Below are 21,244 nucleotides of genomic sequence, written 5' to 3'. Positions count from 1 at the left end.
GGCGCCGGACTTCTGGTTGCACCGCGCTGTACCGTACCTGGCCCGGTGTGGCCCGGCCAGATGACAGTCACCAGTGGACAAAACTCTTTGGAACGTCATTGGAATCAACGCTGTGCGGAGCGTTTTTGTTCCGGACGGCTGAACTTACCGGACAAATATTCAAGTATACGGGAGTGTTGCGGGCGCGGTAAAGCGAGTAGCCCCGCGGCGTGAACTGCGTATCCTGTACCCGCCCGGGCCGGCCTTAAGCTGGCTGGCCCCCGCAGCCGGGCCGAAACGGCCGGTCTGCGGGGGCCAGGACGGAACTATCCGATCCGAGAGACCCAGTTCGGGAGCAGGATCAGGGCCGGTTCCCTTGGCCGTCGGCTGCGGCGGGCGGTGAGTACGGTGCCACGTCCGGCGTTGAGGCCGTCTGCTCCTGCACCGCGCCCGCACCCAGTACGCTGCCGATCCCCTTGAGCGCCTCGCCAACCTCGCTGGGAATGATCCACAGCTTGTTCGAGGATCCCTCGGCAATCTTCGGGAGGGTCTGGAGGTACTGGTAAGCCAGCAGTTTCTGGTCCGGGTTGCCCTTGTGGATCGCGTCGAAGACCTTCTGGATGGCCTGCGCCTCGCCGTCGGCCCGCAGGATGGCCGCCTTCGCGTCGCCTTCGGCCTTCAGGATGGAGGACTGGCGCTGGCCTTCCGCGGTGAGGATCGCGGACTGCTTGGTGCCCTCGGCCGTCAGGATGGCGGCGCGGCGGTCACGTTCGGCCCGCATCTGCTTTTCCATCGAGTCCTGGATCGAGTGGGGCGGATCGATCGCCTTGAGCTCGACCCGGGAGACCCGGATGCCCCAGCGACCGGTCGCCTCGTCCAGGACGCCGCGGAGCTGGCCGTTGATCTGGTCGCGCGAGGTCAGCGCTTCCTCCAGGTTGAGGCCGCCAACCACGTTGCGCAGAGTGGTGGTGGTCAGCTGTTCCACTGCCTGGATGTAGTTGGCGATTTCGTAGGTGGCGGCCCGGGCGTCCGTGACCTGGAAATAGACCACGGTGTCGATCGAGACCACCAGGTTGTCCTCGGTGATGACCGGCTGCGGCGGGAAGGACACCACCTGCTCCCGCAGGTCGAGCAATGGCAGCAGGCGGTCCACGAACGGGATCAGCAGGGTAAGTCCGGGATTCAGGGTGCGTTGGTATTTACCCAGCCGTTCAACGACGCCGGCACGGGCCTGTGGAATGATCCGGACCGACCGGACCAGCACAATAATTACAAACACAATTAGTACCAGCAGCACAATTGCGACTGCGATATTCATACATCACCTATTCCCCAGTTGTTTTGTTTTAGTCTCGCGCCGGCAGCGCCGCACCGGCCGGACAGCAGTGCCCGCCGGACAGCGCCCTTTATTGGACGGCGGATTCCGGTTGCGGAGCCACGATCGCGGTGGCCCCTTCGATGGCACTGACCACAGCCTGCTGTCCGGGCGCCAGCACTCCCGATTCGGACCGCGCACTCCAGACGTCCCCGCCAATCTTGACGAGCCCGCCGTTTTCGCTCACAGCCTCCATGACGACGGCGGATTCGCCGATGAGGCGTTCAATGTTGGTGCGCTGATCCGCCGGTCCCCGGTGGAGATGCTTGAGGGCCACCGGCCGGACGAAGCCGATCATGAGCAGGGACACCACGCAGAAGGCGATGATCTGCAGCCACGGATCGGCGCCGGCGAAGTCCGCCACAAGCCCGGCGAGGGCGCCGCCGCCGAGCATGATGAAGAACAGATCGAGTGTGATCATCTCGACCACGGCAAACAGGAGAAAGAGCGTGAGCCACAACGCCCACCAATTCTCGATCAGCCATTCAGACATCAATTCCCCCTAGAGTTCCGGGAGCTGCAGGCACAGGTCCCCAGTAACTGTGATTCCATCCTAAGCGGAAAGGCAATAGCTGGGACCGGCGGTAGGGAATTGATGGCCAAAGTGGCCAAGTCGTTATTTCGCGGGTCGATTCCCCAGCCTGGCTTTCCGCCCCGGTTCCCTCCCGGGGAGTGGTTTTCAGGGCATGCCGGACGGCACCCGCGAAGTGGCGGGAGCGGAAATGGTCAGCGGATGGGTTGAAAGACGCTGATCCGGAAGCGGGCCGAGACGGAGGTCCGCTCCGGAAGCGCGGCCTCGAGGGCTACCAGTGCGGCGCGGTCCAGGTGGTGGCCGGCCGGTCCCATGTAGGCCAGGTTGGCGACGTCGCGCGGGCCAAGGTTCAATGCCAGGTCCAGATCAGATGCTGCGACGGGCGCGAAGTGCTGGCCCAGGGACGCGGCGAGCCGCTCGTCTTTGGCCGGCTCGATCCCCAGCATCCCGGCCGGCCCGGCAACCTCCGCCAGGTGGCCGGGCCGCGGTGTGACCACGATCAGGCGGCCGCCGGGGCGGAGGACCCGGGCGAACTCGGGCGCGTTGCGCGGCGCGAAGACCACGGTGACGACGTCGACGGCGTTCTCCGCGACCGGCAACGGCTGCCAGACGTCCCCGACGACGTTCAAAGCCTCGGGGTTCAGCCTGGCTGCGCGACGCAGGGCGAACTTGGAAATGTCCAGGCCGATTGCCGCGGCCGGACCACTGTCCGCGGCCCGGTCCAGCACGGCCCTGAGGTAGTGGCCGGTGCCCGTTCCGGCGTCGAGCACGAGGGGCCGGCCGGCGGGGGCCTCCCGGAGCGCCGGTGTGGCGAGCCCGGCCACGGCATCGGCCAGCGGCTGGTAATGCCCCGCGGAGAGGAAGTCGAAGCGGGCCGCCACCATTTCTGCGCTGTCGGCTTCAAAAACCGTCCCCTTGCCGACCAGGAAGTTGAAGTAGCCCTGTCTGGCCGCGTCAAAGCTGTGGCCGGCTCCGCACACCAGGGTGCGGGCGCCGCCAGTGAAGTGGAGGCCCTGGCGGCACACCGGGCACAGGAGGGGGAGATCGGCGGCGGGCATAGCTTTCATCCTATGCGCGGATCGCCGGCCCGCCGCGCGGACGGGATATTGGCTACAGGGGCGCCGGGCACCGGGAACGCCGCGGCGTGCCTCGCCGCACCGGCGCAACGTGAGGTGTTTCACAGCGGGCACGCCACGGGCTAGGCTCGCAATCGTGAAATCTGAACATCTTCCGCTGCTCAATTCCGTGTCCGCCCCTGCCGTGCACCCCGACGGTTCCCGCGCCGTGGTCTCCGTGCTCCACCCGGACTTCGATGCCGATGCCTACGTGGGCCAGCTGTGGACCGTGCCCTTGGGCCAGGACCTGACCCACCCGGACTTCAACGACCCTGACCAGAGGCCACGCCGGCTGACCCGGGGCTTCCGTGACACAGCACCGGACTTTTCACCTGACGGCCGTGCCCTTGGGTTCCTGCGTGCGGCAGCGGACGGAAAGCCGCAGCTGTTCGTGGTGGAAGCCGCCGGCGGCGAACCCCAGCTGTTGACGGCGGCCCCACTGGGGGTCAGCTCCTTCACGTGGTCGCCTGATTCCCGCAGCATTCTCTTCAGCGCCAGGACGCCTGACGAGGGCCGGTATGGCAGCGTCGACGGCGTGAGTGCGGGCAGCGAGGACGCCCGGCTGATCACGGATTTCCAGTACCGGATGAACGGTGTTGGCTACACCGCTGACAAGCCGCTTCAGCTGTTCATCCTCGAGGTGCCGCAGCTTGACGCCGAACCGAAGGTGGCGCCGGCCGGACGCGCCCTGAAGGCCCTCGGCACCGCGGCCGATCCCGCGGAGAATGCTGCCGGGCTGCTGCCGGCCGCCAAACAACTCACCACCGCACCAGCGGACCACAACGGCGCCGGCTTCAGCGCCGACGGCGGCACCATCTTCTTCACCGCCGCCCTGCACGATGGGCGGGACACTGACCTCGTCAGTGGAATCTACGCGCTGCCTGTTACCGGAGGGCAGCCGCAGGCTGTGGTGCCGGCCAACGCCGGACGGCAGAGCATCAGCGCCGTGCGCCAATCCGCCGATGGGCTGTGGCTCTTCTTCCTGGCCCAGGATCTGGGCGCATCCGGTCTGGACTTCGTGGCCAGGAACACCGTCCTCTATGCGATGCCTGCCGCCGGCGGACACGCCACGGCGCTCAGCGATGCCGAGGCGCTGGACCTGTCCGGCGGCGGCCGGCTGGAGCTGCGCGGCGGCGCCGGCGCCCTGGTGCTGAACAATGCGCGGGGAACCGTGGAGCTGCACGAATTCGTTGCGACGGGCGGCCACACCGTCCTCCTGGAAGGCAATCGGGTGGTGACCGGCGCCGCGGAGGGTGGCGGAACGCTCGTGGTGAGTTTCAGCGATTCGACGACGGCCGGTGATGTTGCCGTGCTCGACGGCGGGCAGGTGCGCCGCCTGACGGACTTTTCCGCCCAGCTGCGGAGCGTGGCGGGGATCAGCGAGCCGCAGGAACTGACTTTGCCCTCGGCGGACGGGTACCCGGTCCATGGCTGGCTCGTGAAGCCGGCGGGCCCTGGCCCGCACCCGGTGCTGCTGAACATCCATGGCGGCCCGTTTGCCCAGTTCGGAGTGGCGTTGTTCGACGAAGCGCAGGTCTATGCCGGGGCCGGTTACGCCGTGCTCATGTGCAATCCGCGGGGTTCTGCCGGTTACGGCCAGGCACATGGCCGGTCCATCAAGGAGCGGATGGGAACCGTGGACATGCAGGACGTCCTGGCGTTCCTGGACGGGGCAGTGGGGAAGTTCGAGGATCTGGACTCCGCCAATGTCGGCATCATGGGCGGATCCTACGGCGGCTACCTGACGGCGTGGACCATCAGCCACGACCACCGTTTCCGGGCCGCCATAGTCGAGCGTGGTTTCCTGGACCCCGTGAGCTTCACCGGTTCTTCCGACATCGGCTGGTTCTTCGGTGGCGAATACACCGGCCCGGCGGCGGAGCAAATGGAGGCCCAGAGTCCCATGGCGCGCGTGCAGCATGTACGGACGCCGTCGCTGGTGATCCACAGCGAGGAGGACCTCCGGTGTCCCGTGGAGCAGGGCCAGCGGTACTTCACCGCCCTCAAGCAACAGGGGGTCGAGACCGGATTCCTGGTCTTCCCCGGCGAGAACCATGAGCTGTCCCGCTCCGGCACCCCGCACCACCGGAAGCAGCGGTTCGATGAAATCCTGAAGTGGTGGGCCCGCTACCTGCCGTCCGCATCGAATCCGGCGCCGCAGCCCTAGCCCTGGCCCTGGCCCGCAGGCTTAGTCCGCGGCCGGGTCCGGCAGGAACCCGAGTTCCTGCCGGGCGCGGCTGATGTCCGGCTGGGCCCAGCGGGCGGAGTATTCGACATTGTTGCTGATGGAGCGTAGCTCGGCCCGGTCCAGGAAGAGGATCCCGTGGAGGTGGTCGGTTTCATGCTGGACAATCCGGGCCTGCCAGCCGGAGAAAGTCTGCTGGAGTTTCGTGCCGTCCGGCGCCGTGAAATCGAGCTGGACTGATTCCGGCCGCACGACCGCCGCCTGCAGGCCGCCAATGGAGAGGCAGCCTTCGTAGAACGCCGCGGACTTCGCGCCCAGGGGACGATAGCCCGGGTTCAGCATGGCAAAGAACGGCAGCGCCTCCCGCCCGCGGACGGCAGCGACGTCGGGATCGACGTCGAACTGGTCCTCCAGGACAGCGATCTGCAGCGGAATCCCCAGCTGCGGGGCCGCCAGGCCCACGCCTGGGGCCTTGTGCATCACGCTGCGCATGAGGTCGATGAGGTGGCCGAGGTCGGCATCAGTCAACTGGCCATCGTACGGCGCCGCCACGTGCCGGAGCACCGGGTGTCCGGCCTGGACAATCGGCGGGAGGATGCCGGCGCTCAGGATCTCCTGGACGGTCTCGCTTATCCGGGCGGCGCTGTAGTCAGTGGGCCTGGCGTCATAGGGCATGCCCCCACACTACTGGCGCCCGCACGCCTTTGTAACAAAGTCGTAGATGCGGGCGCGAAGTTGGCTGCCGGCGTCGATCTTCACAATTCCCTCGCGGCCCGCCACCCTGACCTGCAGGGGAAGGAGTGTGCCCACCTTGTCTTCGGCCACTGCATGGGGATCGCAGCGGGAGGGCCTGATGCCGAGGCGCACTTGGGCCGGGGCACCGCCGGCGCGGACCGTCACCGACCGGGGCCACGGGGCTTGTGAGGCCTCCGCCAGCAGCGTGGTTTCCTCGATCCGGTCTATCACCAGTTCACCGGCGCCGGCGGCGCGCGGTTGCAGCAGCAGACGCACGACGGCGGTCTGACCGTCCGCGGCGACCTCGAGCTCGGGATCCAGCGCGATCGTGGCGACGGCCGAGGCTTCCCGGGCAAGGCACAGCTCCGAATTGTTCCGCGCCAGGACGCCGAACGGGTCTGTTGCCGGGGCCATGGCCGGGACCGGCACGGCACCTTCCGGCGTGGCCAGCCGCAGGGATACACGGGCGTCCCCCGCAGCCCCGGAGGTGGCTCCCGGTCCGGCCGGGCTGCCGCAATCCGGGGCGGGCAGCTGCGCCGGCAGGCTCTTGGGCTGTCCGGGCGGAAGCTCGATCCCGCCGGTGCGGGCGGACCAGATGATCGGGGCCACGAAGAGAGGGCTGGTCAGTTCCGCACCGAGGACCGTCAGGGCATGGCCGGTGGTGTTCGTGAGCTGGATTTCGATGATCTGCTTGCTGTAGTTGTCGCGGAACTGGCTGATTTCCGCGGTCACGGGGCCTGCGGGGATCGGGGTCGCCGACGCCGTCGCGCTTGCCGGGGAGGCGGTGCCGCCGGCCGTTCCGGAGCTGCATGACGCCGCCGCGCCGAGCAGCACCGTGGCGGCCGCTGCCCGCAACACCCAATACGATGCGGCGCCGCGCATCACGGGAAGTCCGTCCATGCGCACAGTCTATTCCGGGGCAAACCCGTGCCAATGCGTTGCCTAGTGCATCGTGAAACGGCGGGCGATCAGGGAATTCACCGGCGGAACTGCGGCGACGCCTGAGATGCCACGGTTCCGCAGCGCCAGGAGACGGTCCGTGAGGGGCCGGCCGAGGGCCATGTTTATTTCCGCCTGGCGTGCGGCTCTCGCCGCCGCCCGCAACCGGGTTCGCTCAAAGCTCCGGAGGCGATCCGCGACATCCTGGCCGCGCACGGCCGCCGAGACGATCGGTGCCAGCTCCGCCGCATCCAGCCAGCCGAGGTTCATGCCCTGCCCGCCGATGGGGCTCACCTCGTGGGCCGCATCCCCGATCATCACCACCCGGCCGGCCACCATCCGGGGGACCAGGCGCGTGCGGACGCCGAAGCGGCTGAGCATGCTGTTGGTCCCGGCGTCGATGGCGAGCCCCGTCCGTTCGCGCACGCAGCCCGTGAGCCACCGGGCGTCGGCGCCGGGTCCTCCGGCATCAGGTCCGCCGGGCGGGGAGCCGCCGGCCGTTGAGTCGCCGTCACCCAGCCGGACCACCCAGCGGCGGAGCTGGCCGGGCAAGGGGAACGACTCCACGATGCCGGCGCCGGAGAGGAACAGTGCCGCGTCCGGACCGAACCCGGTGCCGTCCGCGAAGTCACCCATCATGTAACTGTCCGGGTACTCTTTCACGCGCACGTCGGCGCCCTGCAGCGCCCGCACCGTGGAACGCACGCCGTCGGCGGCAATGACCAGCGGCGCCGAATAGCGCAGGGTGCCACTCTTGGAGTCGGCTTCCACGCTGACCCGGCCGCCGTCGTCGGACAGTCCGGTGAGGCGGACGCCGCGGTGCAGGGCGCCGTCGCCGAGCTCGTTGACCCGCCGTTCCAGGTGCGCCTCAGTACGGGCCTGGGGCAGGGACAGGACGAACGGAAAGCGGTCCGAGACGCCGGCAAAAGACATCCGGGCGAGGCATTTTCCGCCGGCCAGTGCCATACCTCGGCGGATCTGGACCCCCTCGGCAATCATGGCCTCGGCAACTCCGGTTCCCGCGAGCGCGGCCAGCGCCGGCGGATGGATGCCGATGGCGCGCGACTGCGGCTCCGGTGCGCCCCGCTGTTCCAGCACCTGCACATCCACGCCGTCCTGCAGCAGCAGCGCGGCCATGAACAGCCCCACCGGACCGGCACCGATGATCAGAACCTCAGCCACTGGCGCCGGGCCCTGACTGGTAGGCGCCGCCGGGAGTGCCGTGCAGCAGCAGGTTCCGGAAGGGGGCGTGGCGGGCGACGGTCCAGCCCGGGGGAGCGGCGGCGGCCAGCTCCGCGGCGGTGTAGCTTCGGCGGATCGAGGTCAGCCCGTCCTGCCGGATGTAGGAGCCGGTGAGCACCCAGGAGCCGGCAGAGAACAGCGCGTAGGCGGCGGGGCTGCGGCGGATGTCGTTGTGGACCACTGTGCCGCGGGACAACCGGGCCGACTCGGCGAGAAACGCTTCCAGCCCGTCAAGGTGGTGCAGGACATGGTTGGATACCACGAGGTCGTACCGGTTGCCCTCTTCGAGCAGCTCCGCGCTGGCCGCCTGGCGGAACGTCACGTCCGCCGTCGAGTGGCGGGCGCGGGCGAACAGGATCGCCCGCGGATCCGGGTCAATAGCGGTGACCTCGAGACGCAGTCCGTCCCGGGCCGCCCACCGGGCCAACAGCACGGAAACGTCGCCCCCGCCGCACCCGATATCCAGCAGGGACGCGGCGGAAGCAGTGGACAGCCGGGGCCTGATCCGGGACCGGTAGATGCCGCGCCAGCCGGCGACGGCACGGTTGACAAGCGCAAACTGGGCATACGTGCGCTCCAGGCGGCCGGGGTCGCAGCCCGGCAGGTCCATTTCCTCGACGGCGTCGGATGCGCGGTCCCGCAGGAGGGCCGCCCGAAGGTGTTCCCTGCCCCGCTTCGCGCTGAACGGTTTCAGCGTGGCCGCTTTCAGACCCGCACCGCTACGGACTGTGCTGGTTCCGCAGTTGGCTCCTGCCGCAAAGCTGCGGTGGGCCGCGTGGCCGCCACCCGGGTGAAGAGCGCCGTCTCGACCGTCAGGCCCGGACCGAAGGCCATGGAGCAGATCCGTTCCGCGCCCGGGCCGGCCCCGGCATCGTCTGCGGCATCGTCCGCTGCCGGCAGTTCGAGGATGTGCTTGAGGACGAACAGGACGGTGGCGCTGCTCATGTTGCCGAAGTTCCGGAGGGTTTCGCGGGCCGGGACCAGCTGCTCGTCGCTGAGCTCCAGCCTGGACTGGACCTTGTCCAGAATGCTCCGGCCGCCCGGGTGGATGCCCCAGTGCTCGATCTCCCGGTAGGGGAGCCCCTTCAGCGAGCCGTCGCGGGACAGGAGCGGTTCCAGCGCGCCAATGATGTGATCATCGATGATGTGCGGGACATAGTTGCCCAGCACCATCTCGAAGCCCTCGTCACCGATGTTCCAGGCCATCGAGTCCTCCCCGACGGGCGTCAGGACGGTTTCGAAGTGGTCCAGCCGCAGCAGGGGCGTTTCCACGGGGATGTCCCGCGCTGTGATGATGGCCGCGGCAGCGCCGTCGGCGAACAACGCCGACCCCATGATGGTGTCCGGATCATTGGAGGTCCGGACGTGAAGGGAACAGAGTTCGGCGCAGACCACCAGCACCGTCGCCTCCGGATCCGCCTCGCAAAAGGACTTCGCCGCCCGCATCGCCGGGAAGGCTGCATAGCAGCCCATAAAGCCGAGGTGGTACCGCTGGACAGCCGGATTCAGGCCGAGGGCCCGGACAATCTTGTAGTCCGGGCCGGGATTGAAGAATCCGGTGCAGGAAACCGTGATCAGGTGGGTGATGTCCCGCTCCTCGACGCCCGGGCAGGCATCGAGGGCTTTTTGGGCTGCTTCAATGAAAAGCTTGGTCGCTTCCGTGGCGAAAATGCCGTTCCGGGTCTTGGTGCTGGGGCTGAGCACCAGGCCGGTGGCGGGGTCGAAGAACTGGGGGTTTTCCGCCTGGCTGTCCGCGGTGAGTTCCTCCACCGCCGTGTGCCGGGTGTCGATGGCTGCGGAATCAAAGCACGTGTTGACGAGCCGGGACCCGAGCCGGGTGAGGCCCGGCTGGGCGGCGAACACGGCCCTGGCCTCGGGCTGGACCAGGATGGTTGGCGGGACTGCAGTTTCCAGAGACCTCAGGTAGACCGTCATGGTTCATTCTCAGCGAGCCTGCCGCCAAAGACAATGGAACGGCCGGAGATTCAGGAACACCTCCGGGCTGGACAACTCCGGCACGACGTAGCACGATCGCACTTGTGACCAGCAAACCCGACCGGGCGCAGCGCTTGCGCGACCTCGCGCTGTTACGCCGCGTCCGCGACCGAATGGACCGGGAATACGCACAGCCGCTGGATGTCGAGGCCCTCGCCCGTGGCGCCCACATGTCCGCGGGGCACCTCAGCCGCGAGTTCCGCTTGGCGTACGGCGAGTCGCCGTACAGCTATCTCATGACACGGCGCATAGAACGCGCGATGGCCCTGCTGCGCCGCGGCGACCTGAGCGTCACCGAGGTCTGCTTTACGGTCGGCTGCTCGTCGCTGGGCACCTTCAGCACCCGCTTCACCGAACTGGTTGGCGTGCCGCCCAGCGTCTACCGGCGCGAGGCTGCCAGGGCAACCGCAGGGATGCCCTCATGCGTCGCGAAACAGGTCACCAGACCGGTCAGGAATCGAGAAGTCCCGGCCCCCGAACCGCAACTAGCATGAAGTCCATGGACATCAACATTCACGCGAGTTTCCTCCCACACAACGATCCCGACGCCGCCTTGGCCTTCTACCGGGACACCCTCGGCTTCGAGGTCCGCAACGACGTCGGCTACGGCGGGATGCGCTGGATCACGGTCGGCCCGGCCGGCCAGCCGGACACATCCATCGTCCTGGAACCGCCGGCCGCCGATCCCGGCGTCACCGATGAAGAGCGCGGCACCATCGACGAGATGATGGCCAAGGGCACCTATGCGCGCATCCTCCTGGCCACCAAGGACGTCGACGCCACCTTCGAGCGGCTGCAGGCCAGCGGCGCCGAGGTGGTCCAGGAACCGACAGAGCAGGCCTATGGGGTGCGCGACTGCGCCTTCCGCGATCCCGCGGGCAACCTGATCCGCATCCAGCAGCCGATCTAAGGTGCCCGCCGGCCACCGCCGGACCAGCCGCCAGCTGGTTAGATAGAGCCAGTCGACGACGACGGGGACGCTTGGGGCTGCCCCGCCCAACAGATGGAGACACGATGAGCATTGCCACGAGCACGGACACGCAGCCGCCCGCGCTGCATGAAGCGGACAGCCACGACCTGATCCGCGTGCAGGGCGCACGGGAGAACAACCTCAAGGACATCAGCGTCGAGATCCCGAAGCGCCGCTTGACGGTGTTCACCGGCGTGTCCGGCTCGGGCAAGAGCTCGCTGGTTTTCGCCACCATCGCCGCCGAGTCGCAGCGGATGATCAACGAGACCTATAGCGCGTTTGTGCAGGGCTTCATGCCCAACCTGGCGCGGCCCGAGGTGGACCACCTGGAGGGGCTGACGACGGCGATCATCGTTGACCAGGAGCGGATGGGCGCCAACCCCCGGTCCACCGTCGGCACCGCCACCGACGCGAACGCCATGCTCCGGATCCTCTTCAGCCGTCTGGGCATGCCCCGCATCGGGCCACCCACTGCCTTCTCCTTCAACGTCCCGACGCGCAAGGCGAGCGGGGTGATGAGTACCGAGAAAGCCGGCGGCCGGGTCGAGCGGAGCGTGGTGCGCGATGTGGTCTACCTGGGCGGCATGTGCGCACGCTGCGAGGGGATGGGCTCGGTTTCGGACTTCGACCTCACTGCGTTGTACGACGACAGCAAATCGCTCAGCGAGGGTGCCCTGACGATCCCCGGCTACAGCATGGACGGCTGGTACGGCCGGATCTTCAGCGGCGCCGGCTTCGACATGGACAAGCCGATCGCGAAGTTCACCAAGAAGGAAATGCACGACCTCCTCTACAAGGAGCCCACCAAGATCAAGGTCGAGGGCATCAATCTGACCTACGAGGGCGTGATCCCGAAGATCCAGAAGTCGATGCTCTCCAAGGACGTCGACGCCATGCAGCCGCACATCCGGGCCTTCGTGGAACGCGCCATCACGTTCCAGGCCTGCCCCGAGTGCGACGGCACCCGGCTGAGCCCGGAGGCCAGGTCCGCGAAGATCCAGGGCAAGAACATCGCGGACCTCTGCGAGATGCAGATCAGCGACCTCGCCGCATGGATCCGCGAGCTTGACGCCCCTTCCGTCGCACCCCTGCTGAAAGGCCTGCAGCACCTGCTCGACTCGTTCGCCGAAATCGGGCTGGGTTACCTCTCGCTGGACCGTCCGGCGGGCACCCTGTCCGGCGGCGAGGCCCAGCGCACCAAAATGATCCGGCACCTGGGCTCGTCCCTTACCGACATCACCTACGTCTTTGACGAGCCGACGATCGGCCTGCACCCGCATGACATCGAACGGATGAACCAGCTGCTGCTGCAGCTGCGGGACAAGGGCAACACCGTGCTCGTCGTCGAGCACAAGCCGGAGACCATCGCCATCGCCGACCACGTCATTGACCTTGGCCCCGGCGCGGGTACGGCGGGCGGCAGCGTGTGCTTCGAGGGAACCGTGGAGGGCCTGCGGGCGAGCGACACCATCACCGGGCGGCACCTCGACGACCGGGCCAGGTTGAAGGACTCCGTGCGTACCCCGTCCGGCACGCTCGAGGTGCGGGGCGCCTCGACGCACAACCTCAAGGACGTGGACGTCGACGTCCCGCTCGGCGTGCTCTGCGTCGTCACGGGTGTTGCAGGTTCGGGCAAGAGCTCGCTGATCGACGGCTCGGTGGACGGCCGGGACGGTGTGGTGGTGATCGACCAGGGCGCCATCAAGGGTTCGCGGCGCAGCAACCCTGCGACGTACACGGGCCTCCTCGAGCCGATCCGCAAGGCGTTCGCGAAGGCCAACGGCGTGAAGCCGGCGCTGTTCAGCTCCAATTCGGAGGGTGCCTGCCCCACCTGTAACGGCGCGGGTGTCATCTTCACCGAGCTCGGTGTCATGGCCACGGTCGAATCCACCTGTGAGGACTGCGAGGGCCGGCGGTTCCAGGCGGCAGTTCTGGAGTACACGTTGGGTGGCCGGAATATTGCCGAGGTGCTGGCCATGTCAATGACCGAAGCCGCGGTGTTCTTCAGCGAAGGGGAGGCCCGCACCCCGGCGGCCCACAAGATCCTCGACCGGCTCGTCGACGTCGGGCTGGGCTACCTCACCCTGGGCCAGCCGCTCACCACGCTGTCCGGTGGCGAGCGGCAGCGCGTCAAGCTCGCCACCCAGATGGCGGAGAAGGGTGATGTCTACGTCCTCGACGAGCCCACCACCGGCCTGCATCTCGCCGACGTCCAGAACCTTTTGGGACTCCTGGACCGGCTCGTCGACTCCGGCAAATCGGTCATCGTCATCGAGCACCACCAGGCGGTCATGGCGCACGCCGACTGGATCATCGACCTTGGTCCCGGCGCCGGTCACGACGGCGGCCGGATCGTTTTCGAGGGCACGCCCGGCAGCCTTGTGGCCGCCCGCTCCACCCTCACCGGCGAGCACCTCGCGGCTTACGTCGGTTCAGTGGCTGAAAACAGCATCAAGTGAACGAGTGCGGTGAATCGGGGGACTAATCTGGGGGCGTGGCAAGCATTCGAGACGCTCAAAGGCAGATGACCCGCCGGCTTTTCCTCGACAAGGGGCTGGAGCTTTTCGAGGAGAAAGGGTTCGCCGCCACCACGGTGGATGACATTTCGGCTGCCGTAGGCACCACCAGGGCAACCTTCTATTCGCATTTTCCGTCCAAAGCCCAGCTCATGCGCTCGCTCGTCGAGCGGTCCAACGAGATGCTGACGGAGGCCGATGTCCCGCCGCTGCATTCGGTGGTGGAGTCCGGGGACCGCGAGCTGATCAGGGTCTGGCTGGCCCGGAAATTTGACCAGTGGGCCGACATCCGCCCCTATGTTGTGGCGGCTCACCAGGCCGCGGCCAGCGAACCGGACATCCAGGCGGCTTTGGACCAGTGGTTCGACGCGGCGATCGACGACATGCAGGCGGGCCTCGACAGCGCCGGGCGTTTTGACCCGGCCAGCCGCCGGGTCCGCTGCGCGCTGGCCTTCGGCGAGCTGGAGTTCTTTTCCCGCCGCTGGATGCGGCTCGGCTGGACCGTGGACCGCGATACTTCACTGGATCTGATGGTCGAGAACTGGTGCTTCCTGCTGGCTGAGTGAGCAGGCGGCACCAGGGCGCAGCCTGTTGGCTGCGCCCTGGTGTTGTCAGCTGCCGCACGGCATCAGCGCGCCTGGACGCCCGCCGGCTGGCCCTCCGCCGGTTGGCGGGAGGTGAACGGCAGGACCAGCCTGGACTGGTGGGCGGCGTCGCGGTAGATCTTGTGGGTGACGGGCCGGCCCACCGGCAGATGGAAGGCATCCGGCGGCAGCAGCGCGTTGTGCTCGTCGGCCAGCGGCTCGCCGTTGGAGAGCTCTGCGATGAGCTTGTGGCCCGGCTTGAAGGTGTTCGCGAACGGATAGAGGCGCAGGACGTACTCCTCGATGGTCCCCGGCTCCACCGGCACGCTGCGGGTGTGCGGGTGGAGCGGGTTGCCCTCGGTGCTGCGGTCGTCAAGTTCGCGGTGCGAGGCCTTCAGGTATCCGCTGGTGATCAGCTGGCGCGCGCCGGTGGGCGCGTAATCCCACAGGCGGAGGATGAAGTTGGTGTCCGGCTGGTCGATCTCGGCGAAGATGTGCGCGGCACCGGTGCCGATCATCTCCGTGTCCTCCTCGAAGGCAGGGGTGGACCAGCTGATGATCTCCACCATGTCGGTCACTGTCAGCGGCGCCTGGTAGAAGCCGTCCGGGGCGGCGTACTCCGCGCCCATCAGCTCGGGCTCGGTCGACAGTTTGTGCCGCGGGCGCAGATAGAGGGACTTGTACTCGACGTCCTTCGGCGGCCACGCCTCCGCAGTCACCAGCTCACGCGAGCCCTCCACGAAGACGCTCACGGCCGGCTCGTCCATGACGCCGTTGTCGATGCCCTTGATCCAGTAGTCGTACCACCGGAACATCTTGTCGTGTTCTTCGATGAAGGGGCGCGACTGCATCGGCGGGTAGGGGCCGATGTCCAGCTTCTTGGGGCCCTTCAGCTCCTTGAACAGCTCAATCGTGCCGTCCATCGTCCAGCCGCGGCCCTGGTCGATCTGCAGGTAGACCGGGATGTCGATGTTCGGGGCCAGCGTGATGGGGTTGCGCTCCTCGTACCAGTCCCCGTCGAGCTCGTTCATCACAATGTCGAACCAGGCCTCGTGGTTCTTCGGGTAGTTCAGGACATGGACCAGGTTCGGCCAGGCGGCCACGTCCGGGTCCGCAAGACGCGTGGCAACCAGCTTCTTCAATTCCCCGGGGGAGTACTTCTCGATCATGCGGGACTTGACGTTGTCCGTGAACGCCCAGCCGGAATCGCCGCCGCGGCCCTCGCGTGCAGCACGCGGCATGAACCACATGATGCCGCCATGGTAGGTGGTCTCGTAGAAGTCGTAGTGGCCGCCCGAGACAAAGATCGCCTTCAGGTGCGGCGGCCGCTCGGCCGCTGCCAGCACCTGCATGGAGCCGAAATAGGAGATGCCGACCATGCCGACGTTGCCGTCGCACCACGGCTGCCCGGCGACCCACTCGATGAAGTCGTAGGCGTCCTGGCCAAGCGACACGCCACCGGCGTTGTAATTGCCGATATGTTCGCCGCCGGAGTGGCCCGAGCCGCGCAGGTCGCCAATGACGTGGACGTAGTCCTCCTTGACGATGCGGGCGATGTCGCCGGCCTCGATGCAGCCGTCCCACATCGGGCTGGGGCGCCGCTGCGGCGGGGTTGTAAGGGCCAGCGCCTGCAATTCTTTGCCGTAGGGGCTCAGGGCTACGAGGGCGGGGCGCGGCTTGTCCCCGATACCGTGATAGGCGTCCGCGGCGAGCTCGACGCCGTCCCGCATCGGGACCCGGAGGTCCTTGCGGACGGCGATTTTCTCCGCGCCGGCATCCAACATCTTCAGGTCATCCATGGGTGCGAAGCTCCTCATCTTTGGTCAGGCGGTCAAATGCCGTGCGGTAGCCGTGGAGCGTCGTGAAGAACGGGGACGGCTCGAGGCTGGGGTCGCCCGCGTAGCCGAGTTCTGCAGCGACGCGGGCGAAGGGCGAGTATGGCGAGTCCGTCTCCTGGAGGCCGTCGCGAAGGTACCGGCGGGCGGCGTCGTCGATTCGGGTCTCGAGGTCCAGGCTTCCCTGCAGGGCATTCCGGGCCGCCTCACGGTCCAGTTCAACTCCGTACGGCAGGCCGTCAGCGCCCCGGTACGGGTGGCCCAGGTACAGGTGTTGCGGGCGGACGTCGTCGCGCAGGTACCGCAGGCTTGAGCGGTAGGCGGCCGGATCCTCGTAGCCGGGGAAGCCGTTGGCCGCTCCGTGGATCTGCACGGCGTCGCCGACGAAGACCGACTGCTGCCCGTCCACGACGTAGGCGACGGACCCGGCCGTGTGGCCGGGGATGTGGTGGACCGAAACGGTGACGTCCCCGCCCAGGGCGAGGGTCTCGCCGCCCCTAACCAGCATGGTCGGCTCCATCTCGCCGGAGATGACGTGGTTCGAGGCTTTCGTCTGCTCCTCGATGGCATTCGGATTGTCGATGTACTGCTGGCGCACGTCCACGTACTGGTCGACGTGCGCGCGCCGGGAGCGCAGCAGAGGCGCGTCGGCCTCGTGGATCACGACCTTCGCGTGCCGTCCGGTGAGCTCCCATAGGGCGTGCGCACCGCCGAGGTGGTCGATGTGGCCGTGGGTCAGCAGGATCCAGCGCACGTCCTCGATCCGGCGGCCGATCGCCTCCAGTGCCGGGACCATGCCTTCGGCAGGCGAGGACGCGATCCCGGTGTCGACGATGGCGGGCTCGGGAGCGTCGATGAAGAAGCTGTAGAGTCCGAACCGGCCCCACGGCGAGACCAGGGGATGAACAGCGACTGGCCCCGTCATTGCCCGGCCCCCGCGTTCAGGAAGTCGCCTGCTTCCTCGAAGGCCCGGTAGAACTCCGGGATCCAGGAAAAGTTCTGGACGAAGCCGTGGTTGGCCCCCGGGTAGCGGCTGACGGCCGCCACGACGCCGGCCTCCGCCAGTCGCTGGCCGTAAAGTTCGCCCTCATCGCGCAGGGGGTCGTGCTCGGCGGTGATGATGAGCGCCGCCGGCAGGCCTGTGAGGTCATCGCGCTTGATGGGGGAGACGAGCGGGTCCGCCGGGTCCGCCCCGCTCTCCAGGTAGAAGGAGTTGAACGGCTTGAGGCCCGCCGTCTCCAGCCCGAATCCTTCGGCGTTCTCCCGCAGCGAGGCGTAGCGGTCGACGTCGAAGTCCAGGTCCAGGGACGGGTAGAAGAGGACCTGATGCGTGATCCGGTCGAACCCGTCGTCGTGGGCCATCGCTGCGACGGCAGCGACGAAGTTGCCGCCCGAACTGTCGCCGGCGATGGCAAGGTTCTTGCCGTCCCAGCCCAGGCTTGTACCCTGCTCGGCGGCCCAACGGACCACCCCGTAGCAGTCGTCGAGGCCGGCAGGGAAAGCAGCCTCGGGCGCCAGGCGGTAGCCGACAGAGATGACCTTATGACCTGTCTCCTTGGCCAGGGCCCGGGCAACGTGGTCGTGCGTGTCCAGGCTGCCGAGGAAGAACGCCCCGCCGTGGAGGTACACCAGAAGCCCATGAGCGCCGGCCCCGGCCGGCGTGTAGATCCGCACGGGCACCTCGCCCGATGGCGTCACTGCGGTGGCGTACTCGACGCAGTGCAGCGGCAGACGGTCCTCCAATGCGGGAACCTGCGCGGCCTCGCCGGCGCGCATGGCCCCCGGGTTCAGCGGCGAGCCGTCGGGCGCCGGCAGGGTGCTGAGGATCTTGGCAATTTCGGGATGGATGGTCATGGGTCAGGCCTTCGACTCTGCTGGTGCGTTGACGGCGGCGGGCTTCTGGGACGTGGGCTTTTGCCCCGGGAAGACGTCATTGACCTCGTCCTCGGTCCACCCCTGACGCGAGATGCGCTGCAGCTCGTCCGTTACCGGCTTGCGGGTTGCCTGGAACAGGGCCAGTGCATCCTTGACAGAGCCGGCCTCCGCCAAGGCATCGGCGAGCGCACCGGCATCCTCGATGGCCGAGTTGGCGCCCTGGCCCTGGTGGTGCAGCATCGAGTGGGCCGCATCGCCCATGAGCACGACGGAGTCCGTGTGCCACGTGTCGACCGGGTCGATGTCGTAGACGGCGCGGATGTTGACGGTGTCCATGTCGAGGCCGCGGGCGATGTTGACGATCCGCTCGTCGAAGCCCTCCACCGTCGCCACGAGGTCATCCTTCGTGATGGTGGGGGCCCAGGTGCTGTCCGGGCACAGTGCGGTGATATCGAAGGACATCTGGTTGCGGTGGCGCAGCGGCAGCAGGTAGACCTTCGTGCCCCTGCCCATGTACATCCGCAGGTTGTCGTCCACCACCATGCCGTGGGCGTCGTCGGCGGAGATCACAGCGCGGTAGGCGTGTTCGCCGGAGAACACCGGGCCTTTGTCGCTGAAGAGCTGCTCGCGCACCACTGACTTGATGCCGTCGGCGCCTACCACCAGGTCCGCCTCGACCGTCGTGCCGTTGGTGAAGGTCAGGACGGAGCGGCCGCCCGTGTCATCGATGGTCTCCAGCTTGTGGCCAAGGTGCACCATGCCCTGCGGCAGCACGCTCAGGAGTGCGTCGATGAAGTCGCCGCGGTGGATGAGGTGGGTCTGGCTCTGCCCGCCGAACTCCGGCCAGGTGTCCTTCATGATCGGCTCACCCGTGGCGGTGAGGATTTCGAAGTAGTCGCTCGGGGAGCTTACGTTCGCGATCGTGTCGAAGATGCCCCACTGGCTGAACCGGTGCATGGTGGCAGGACGCAGCCCGATGCCGGCGCCGACCTCCCGCATCTGGGATGCCTGTTCGTACACGCTGACGTCGGCACCGAGCAGGCTCAGGGCCTTGGCCGCCGCGGCGCCGCCGTACCCCGCGCCGACGATGGCGATCTTGAGGTTCTTGATGTCTTCAGCCTTCATGGTTTCATCTCTTTCTTGACTCTTTCTGGGCCCGGGCCATGTCTGGCGGAACGGGCAAGTTGTGGTGGTCTGTCCGGGGTCAGGCGTGAAGGGACAGGAAGTCGGCCGGGTTGTCCTCAAGCAGGAGTTTGAGGGTGGCGTCGTCGATACCGGCCGCGCGCATGTCGGGGATCATGTCCTCGAAGATGTAGTTGATGGTGTGGCCCTTCACGCCCGGCCAGCCCAGCGGGCTGCAGTTTGCGTCCGCCGAGACGAGGAGCTTGTCCGCATAGCCCTTGTTCACGAGGTTGACGAAGTGCTCCATGCGTTCGGCACGTTTGCGGCCCCAGAACGGCGGATCAGGCAGCTCGAGGTCGTAGCCGAAAGTGTCGAAGCCGATGCGGCCGCCCTGCTCGTAGATCCAATCGTGCGGGGTGACCGGAGCGTTCAGGCCGTCGTCGGCGTGGCCGAAGAGCACGCGGTCCAGCGGGAGGCCTTCTTCGTTGAAGATGTTCACTGCCGGTTCCGGGTCGATGGCCAGGTGGGTCAGGACCGGAGCGCCGGTGACGACGGCGGCGCGGGCCGCGGCCCGGTAAATGCGCTTGTCCAGATCCGTCATGCGTCCGCCGCGACTCACGCCGACCTTGATGACGCCGGCCTTGGCGCCCGTGTTGCCGATGCCGACGGTGATCTCGTGGATGAAGACCTTCGTGAGGTAGTCCACGCTTGCGCGGGAGAAGTGCGGCAGGGCGGTGTCTCCGCCGACGAAGCCGGTGCAGGCAACGATGTGCACGCCCGTCTTCCGGGACAGGGACTTGTAGTAGTCGACGTCGCGGCCGTTGCAGATGCCCGTGGCGTCCACGAAGGTACCGCCGCCGTATTCGCGGAACTTCCGCAGCTTCGGCACGGTTTCCTCGTAAGCCTGCTCCGGCGACTTCCACCACCTGGTATCCAGTTCGGACCCGGGCATGCCGTAGCCGATGTGTTCGTGGACCGCCACGATTTCCAGTTCTTCGGCCGGGATGGTTCCCAGCACGGTGTTGACCTTGGTCATTCGTTCACCTCAGGGTTTCGAAAGCTTGTTGTGTGTGCCGAGGCGTGCTTAGCGCACGGTCAGCAGGTTGCGCGGGTTATCCACGAGGATGCGCCGGGCGTCTTCGTCGCTCAGGCCGTGGGCCTTGAGGAACGGCACGAACGTCGTCAGGACGTGGCTGTAGGGGAGGTTGTACTCCGGCAGACCTTTGGCAACGCCGATCGAGTTGCCCGACAGGATGATCCGGTCGGCATGGCCTGCCTTGACGAGCCCGAGCACCAGTTCGGCGCGGCCGTGGTCGGTGAGGTAGTCCGCGTGGTCGTTCAGGCCCACATGGTCGATGCCGACGAAGGCTCCCCGGCCGGCCACCTCGCTGGCGGAGCCGGCGGCGTGCTTGCGGTCGAGGTCGCCGACGAGCACCCGGTCGGCTCCGAGCTGCTCGTCCAGGACGATGTCCAGATCGTGCAGGACATCGGCGCCAAAGCGGATAGAGACCGGGACGCCGGTGTTCCTGGCGGCGCGGGCGGAGCCGCGGAACAGGCTTTCCTCGGTCGGGGTCATGCCGGCGCGGTCGGCAATGGTCGCGACGATGCCGGCGGCGGCGCGGCGCTCGACCCGGGGAACCACCATCCCCTCAGTGACCTCCTTGCCGAAGAGATCGGCGAACTTTTCGGCCGGCCACGGGGTGGGCGGGTTGGTCTGCGGCGTCAGGAAGTATCCGCCGAGTTCTTCCTCCGGGCCCAGGCCCGTGGAGGCGACGATGTGGACGCCGGTGGTGCGGGACAACGCCTCGTAGAGCTTGAGGTCGCGGCCGTGGAACATGCCCGTGCTGTCGACGATCGTCTGCCCGCCGTGCTCGCGGAAGTCCGCGAGCTTGGCCGCCAGGGCCTCGAAGATCTGTGCCCTGTCCATGGAGATCTCTGGTGCGTACTGGGCGCCCGGGACCACTGACAATAGGGCCTCATGGAGCGCGACTACGCCCAGTTCCGAGGCAGGGACGGGACCCAATACCGTATTGACGGTTTGCCCGGTGGGGGCGTGGAACGCGTCCCCGCTATCGACGGGTGTGGTGTGACTCACTTGGCTTCTCCCTTGAAGATCGGGTGCTGAATACAGGGGCGCCGGGGTGCCTGACCGTGCCGTAGCCCCGTTGCGGTGTAGCCAGCATCACATCTTTCTTTACAGTGTGTCAAGAAAACAGACGAGCCGTACACGTCCTTTGGTGTCGAT

Annotated in this window: 19 protein-coding genes; 5 read left to right on the top strand and 14 right to left on the bottom strand. The window is 67.4% G+C overall.

Features of this window, described 5'->3' with window-relative positions; genetic code table 11:
* Window positions 1-340: 340 nt before the first annotated feature.
* The 3 genes from AC1DBX_RS02450 to AC1DBX_RS02440 form a co-directional block, all read right to left on the bottom strand.
* Window positions 341-1,297: an SPFH domain-containing protein gene (locus tag AC1DBX_RS02450; protein ID WP_028276337.1), complete on the bottom strand. Its 957-nt coding sequence runs from the start codon at window positions 1,295-1,297 to the stop codon at window positions 341-343.
* An 88-nt stretch (window positions 1,298-1,385) separates the two neighbouring features.
* Window positions 1,386-1,847, bottom strand: a complete 462-nt coding sequence (locus tag AC1DBX_RS02445; RefSeq protein WP_028276336.1) for an NfeD family protein — start codon at window positions 1,845-1,847, stop codon at window positions 1,386-1,388.
* 233 nt (window positions 1,848-2,080) lie between these two features.
* Entirely contained in the window at window positions 2,081-2,944 is an 864-nt protein-coding gene (locus AC1DBX_RS02440) for a methyltransferase domain-containing protein (RefSeq protein WP_476931003.1), read from the bottom strand.
* A 154-nt stretch (window positions 2,945-3,098) separates the two neighbouring features.
* Here AC1DBX_RS02440 and AC1DBX_RS02435 point away from each other — a divergent pair, with 154 nt between their 5' ends.
* Window positions 3,099-5,168 (top strand): S9 family peptidase, encoded by a 2,070-nt coding sequence (locus AC1DBX_RS02435; RefSeq protein ID WP_476931002.1) that lies wholly within the window; start codon window positions 3,099-3,101, stop codon window positions 5,166-5,168.
* 21 nt (window positions 5,169-5,189) lie between these two features.
* On the opposite strand, the gene AC1DBX_RS02430 is transcribed toward AC1DBX_RS02435, so the two are convergent.
* The 5 genes from AC1DBX_RS02430 to AC1DBX_RS02410 form a co-directional block, all read right to left on the bottom strand.
* Window positions 5,190-5,861: a peptide deformylase gene (locus AC1DBX_RS02430; protein WP_476931001.1), complete on the bottom strand. Its 672-nt coding sequence runs from the start codon at window positions 5,859-5,861 to the stop codon at window positions 5,190-5,192.
* A gap of 9 nt (window positions 5,862-5,870) precedes the next feature.
* Window positions 5,871-6,821 (bottom strand): hypothetical protein, encoded by a 951-nt coding sequence (locus tag AC1DBX_RS02425; RefSeq protein ID WP_476931000.1) that lies wholly within the window; start codon window positions 6,819-6,821, stop codon window positions 5,871-5,873.
* Between the two features lie 42 nt (window positions 6,822-6,863).
* Entirely contained in the window at window positions 6,864-8,042 is a 1,179-nt protein-coding gene (locus AC1DBX_RS02420; protein WP_476930999.1) for an FAD-dependent oxidoreductase, read from the bottom strand.
* Window positions 8,035-8,745 (bottom strand): class I SAM-dependent methyltransferase, encoded by a 711-nt coding sequence (locus AC1DBX_RS02415; protein ID WP_476931045.1) that lies wholly within the window; start codon window positions 8,743-8,745, stop codon window positions 8,035-8,037. Before AC1DBX_RS02415 ends, AC1DBX_RS02420 begins: the two co-directional genes overlap by 8 nt.
* Window positions 8,746-8,807: 62 nt before the next feature.
* Window positions 8,808-10,037 carry a type III polyketide synthase gene (locus tag AC1DBX_RS02410; protein WP_476930998.1) on the bottom strand — a complete coding sequence of 410 codons (1,230 nt, stop codon included), beginning with the start codon at window positions 10,035-10,037 and terminating at the stop codon, window positions 8,808-8,810.
* A 104-nt stretch (window positions 10,038-10,141) separates the two neighbouring features.
* Between AC1DBX_RS02410 and AC1DBX_RS02405 the strand changes: the two genes are divergently transcribed.
* The 4 genes from AC1DBX_RS02405 to AC1DBX_RS02390 all read left to right on the top strand — a co-directional run bounded on the left by AC1DBX_RS02405 (window position 10,142) and on the right by AC1DBX_RS02390 (window position 14,149).
* Complete coding sequence (locus AC1DBX_RS02405) at window positions 10,142-10,591, top strand: helix-turn-helix transcriptional regulator (RefSeq protein ID WP_223916339.1); 450 nt, start codon at window positions 10,142-10,144, stop codon at window positions 10,589-10,591.
* On the top strand, window positions 10,588-11,007 hold the full coding sequence (locus tag AC1DBX_RS02400; protein ID WP_223916337.1) for a VOC family protein: 420 nt from the start codon (window positions 10,588-10,590) through the stop codon (window positions 11,005-11,007). The genes AC1DBX_RS02405 and AC1DBX_RS02400 overlap by 4 nt, the downstream gene beginning before the upstream one ends.
* A 104-nt stretch (window positions 11,008-11,111) precedes the next feature.
* Window positions 11,112-13,526: an ATP-binding cassette domain-containing protein gene (locus AC1DBX_RS02395; protein WP_476855864.1), complete on the top strand. Its 2,415-nt coding sequence runs from the start codon at window positions 11,112-11,114 to the stop codon at window positions 13,524-13,526.
* A gap of 35 nt (window positions 13,527-13,561) precedes the next feature.
* The gene (locus tag AC1DBX_RS02390; protein ID WP_476855863.1) at window positions 13,562-14,149 is read left to right on the top strand and encodes a TetR/AcrR family transcriptional regulator; all 588 of its coding nucleotides are present in this window, start codon (window positions 13,562-13,564) and stop codon (window positions 14,147-14,149) included.
* A gap of 62 nt (window positions 14,150-14,211) precedes the next feature.
* On the opposite strand, the gene AC1DBX_RS02385 is transcribed toward AC1DBX_RS02390, so the two are convergent.
* The 6 genes from AC1DBX_RS02385 to AC1DBX_RS02360 form a co-directional block, all read right to left on the bottom strand.
* The gene (locus tag AC1DBX_RS02385) at window positions 14,212-15,966 is read right to left on the bottom strand and encodes a CocE/NonD family hydrolase (RefSeq protein ID WP_476930997.1); all 1,755 of its coding nucleotides are present in this window, start codon (window positions 15,964-15,966) and stop codon (window positions 14,212-14,214) included.
* Window positions 15,959-16,927: an MBL fold metallo-hydrolase gene (locus tag AC1DBX_RS02380; protein ID WP_476930996.1), complete on the bottom strand. Its 969-nt coding sequence runs from the start codon at window positions 16,925-16,927 to the stop codon at window positions 15,959-15,961. The genes AC1DBX_RS02385 and AC1DBX_RS02380 overlap by 8 nt, the downstream gene beginning before the upstream one ends.
* Window positions 16,924-17,856, bottom strand: coding sequence for an alpha/beta hydrolase (locus AC1DBX_RS02375; RefSeq protein ID WP_476930995.1), 933 nt, complete (start codon window positions 17,854-17,856; stop codon window positions 16,924-16,926). The genes AC1DBX_RS02380 and AC1DBX_RS02375 overlap by 4 nt, the downstream gene beginning before the upstream one ends.
* 3 nt (window positions 17,857-17,859) lie before the next feature.
* Window positions 17,860-19,002, bottom strand: a complete 1,143-nt coding sequence (locus AC1DBX_RS02370; protein WP_476858544.1) for an FAD-dependent monooxygenase — start codon at window positions 19,000-19,002, stop codon at window positions 17,860-17,862.
* A gap of 79 nt (window positions 19,003-19,081) precedes the next feature.
* Complete coding sequence (locus tag AC1DBX_RS02365) at window positions 19,082-20,035, bottom strand: phosphotriesterase family protein (protein ID WP_476850895.1); 954 nt, start codon at window positions 20,033-20,035, stop codon at window positions 19,082-19,084.
* 48 nt (window positions 20,036-20,083) lie between these two features.
* Window positions 20,084-21,094 (bottom strand): phosphotriesterase family protein, encoded by a 1,011-nt coding sequence (locus AC1DBX_RS02360; RefSeq protein WP_476930993.1) that lies wholly within the window; start codon window positions 21,092-21,094, stop codon window positions 20,084-20,086.
* Window positions 21,095-21,244: the final 150 nt, after the last annotated feature.

The organism is Arthrobacter sp. 10N44_2 (assembly GCF_056394385.1).
The sequence above is the reverse complement of the archived record's forward strand: the minus strand, read 5'-3'. Positions and strand labels throughout refer to the sequence as shown.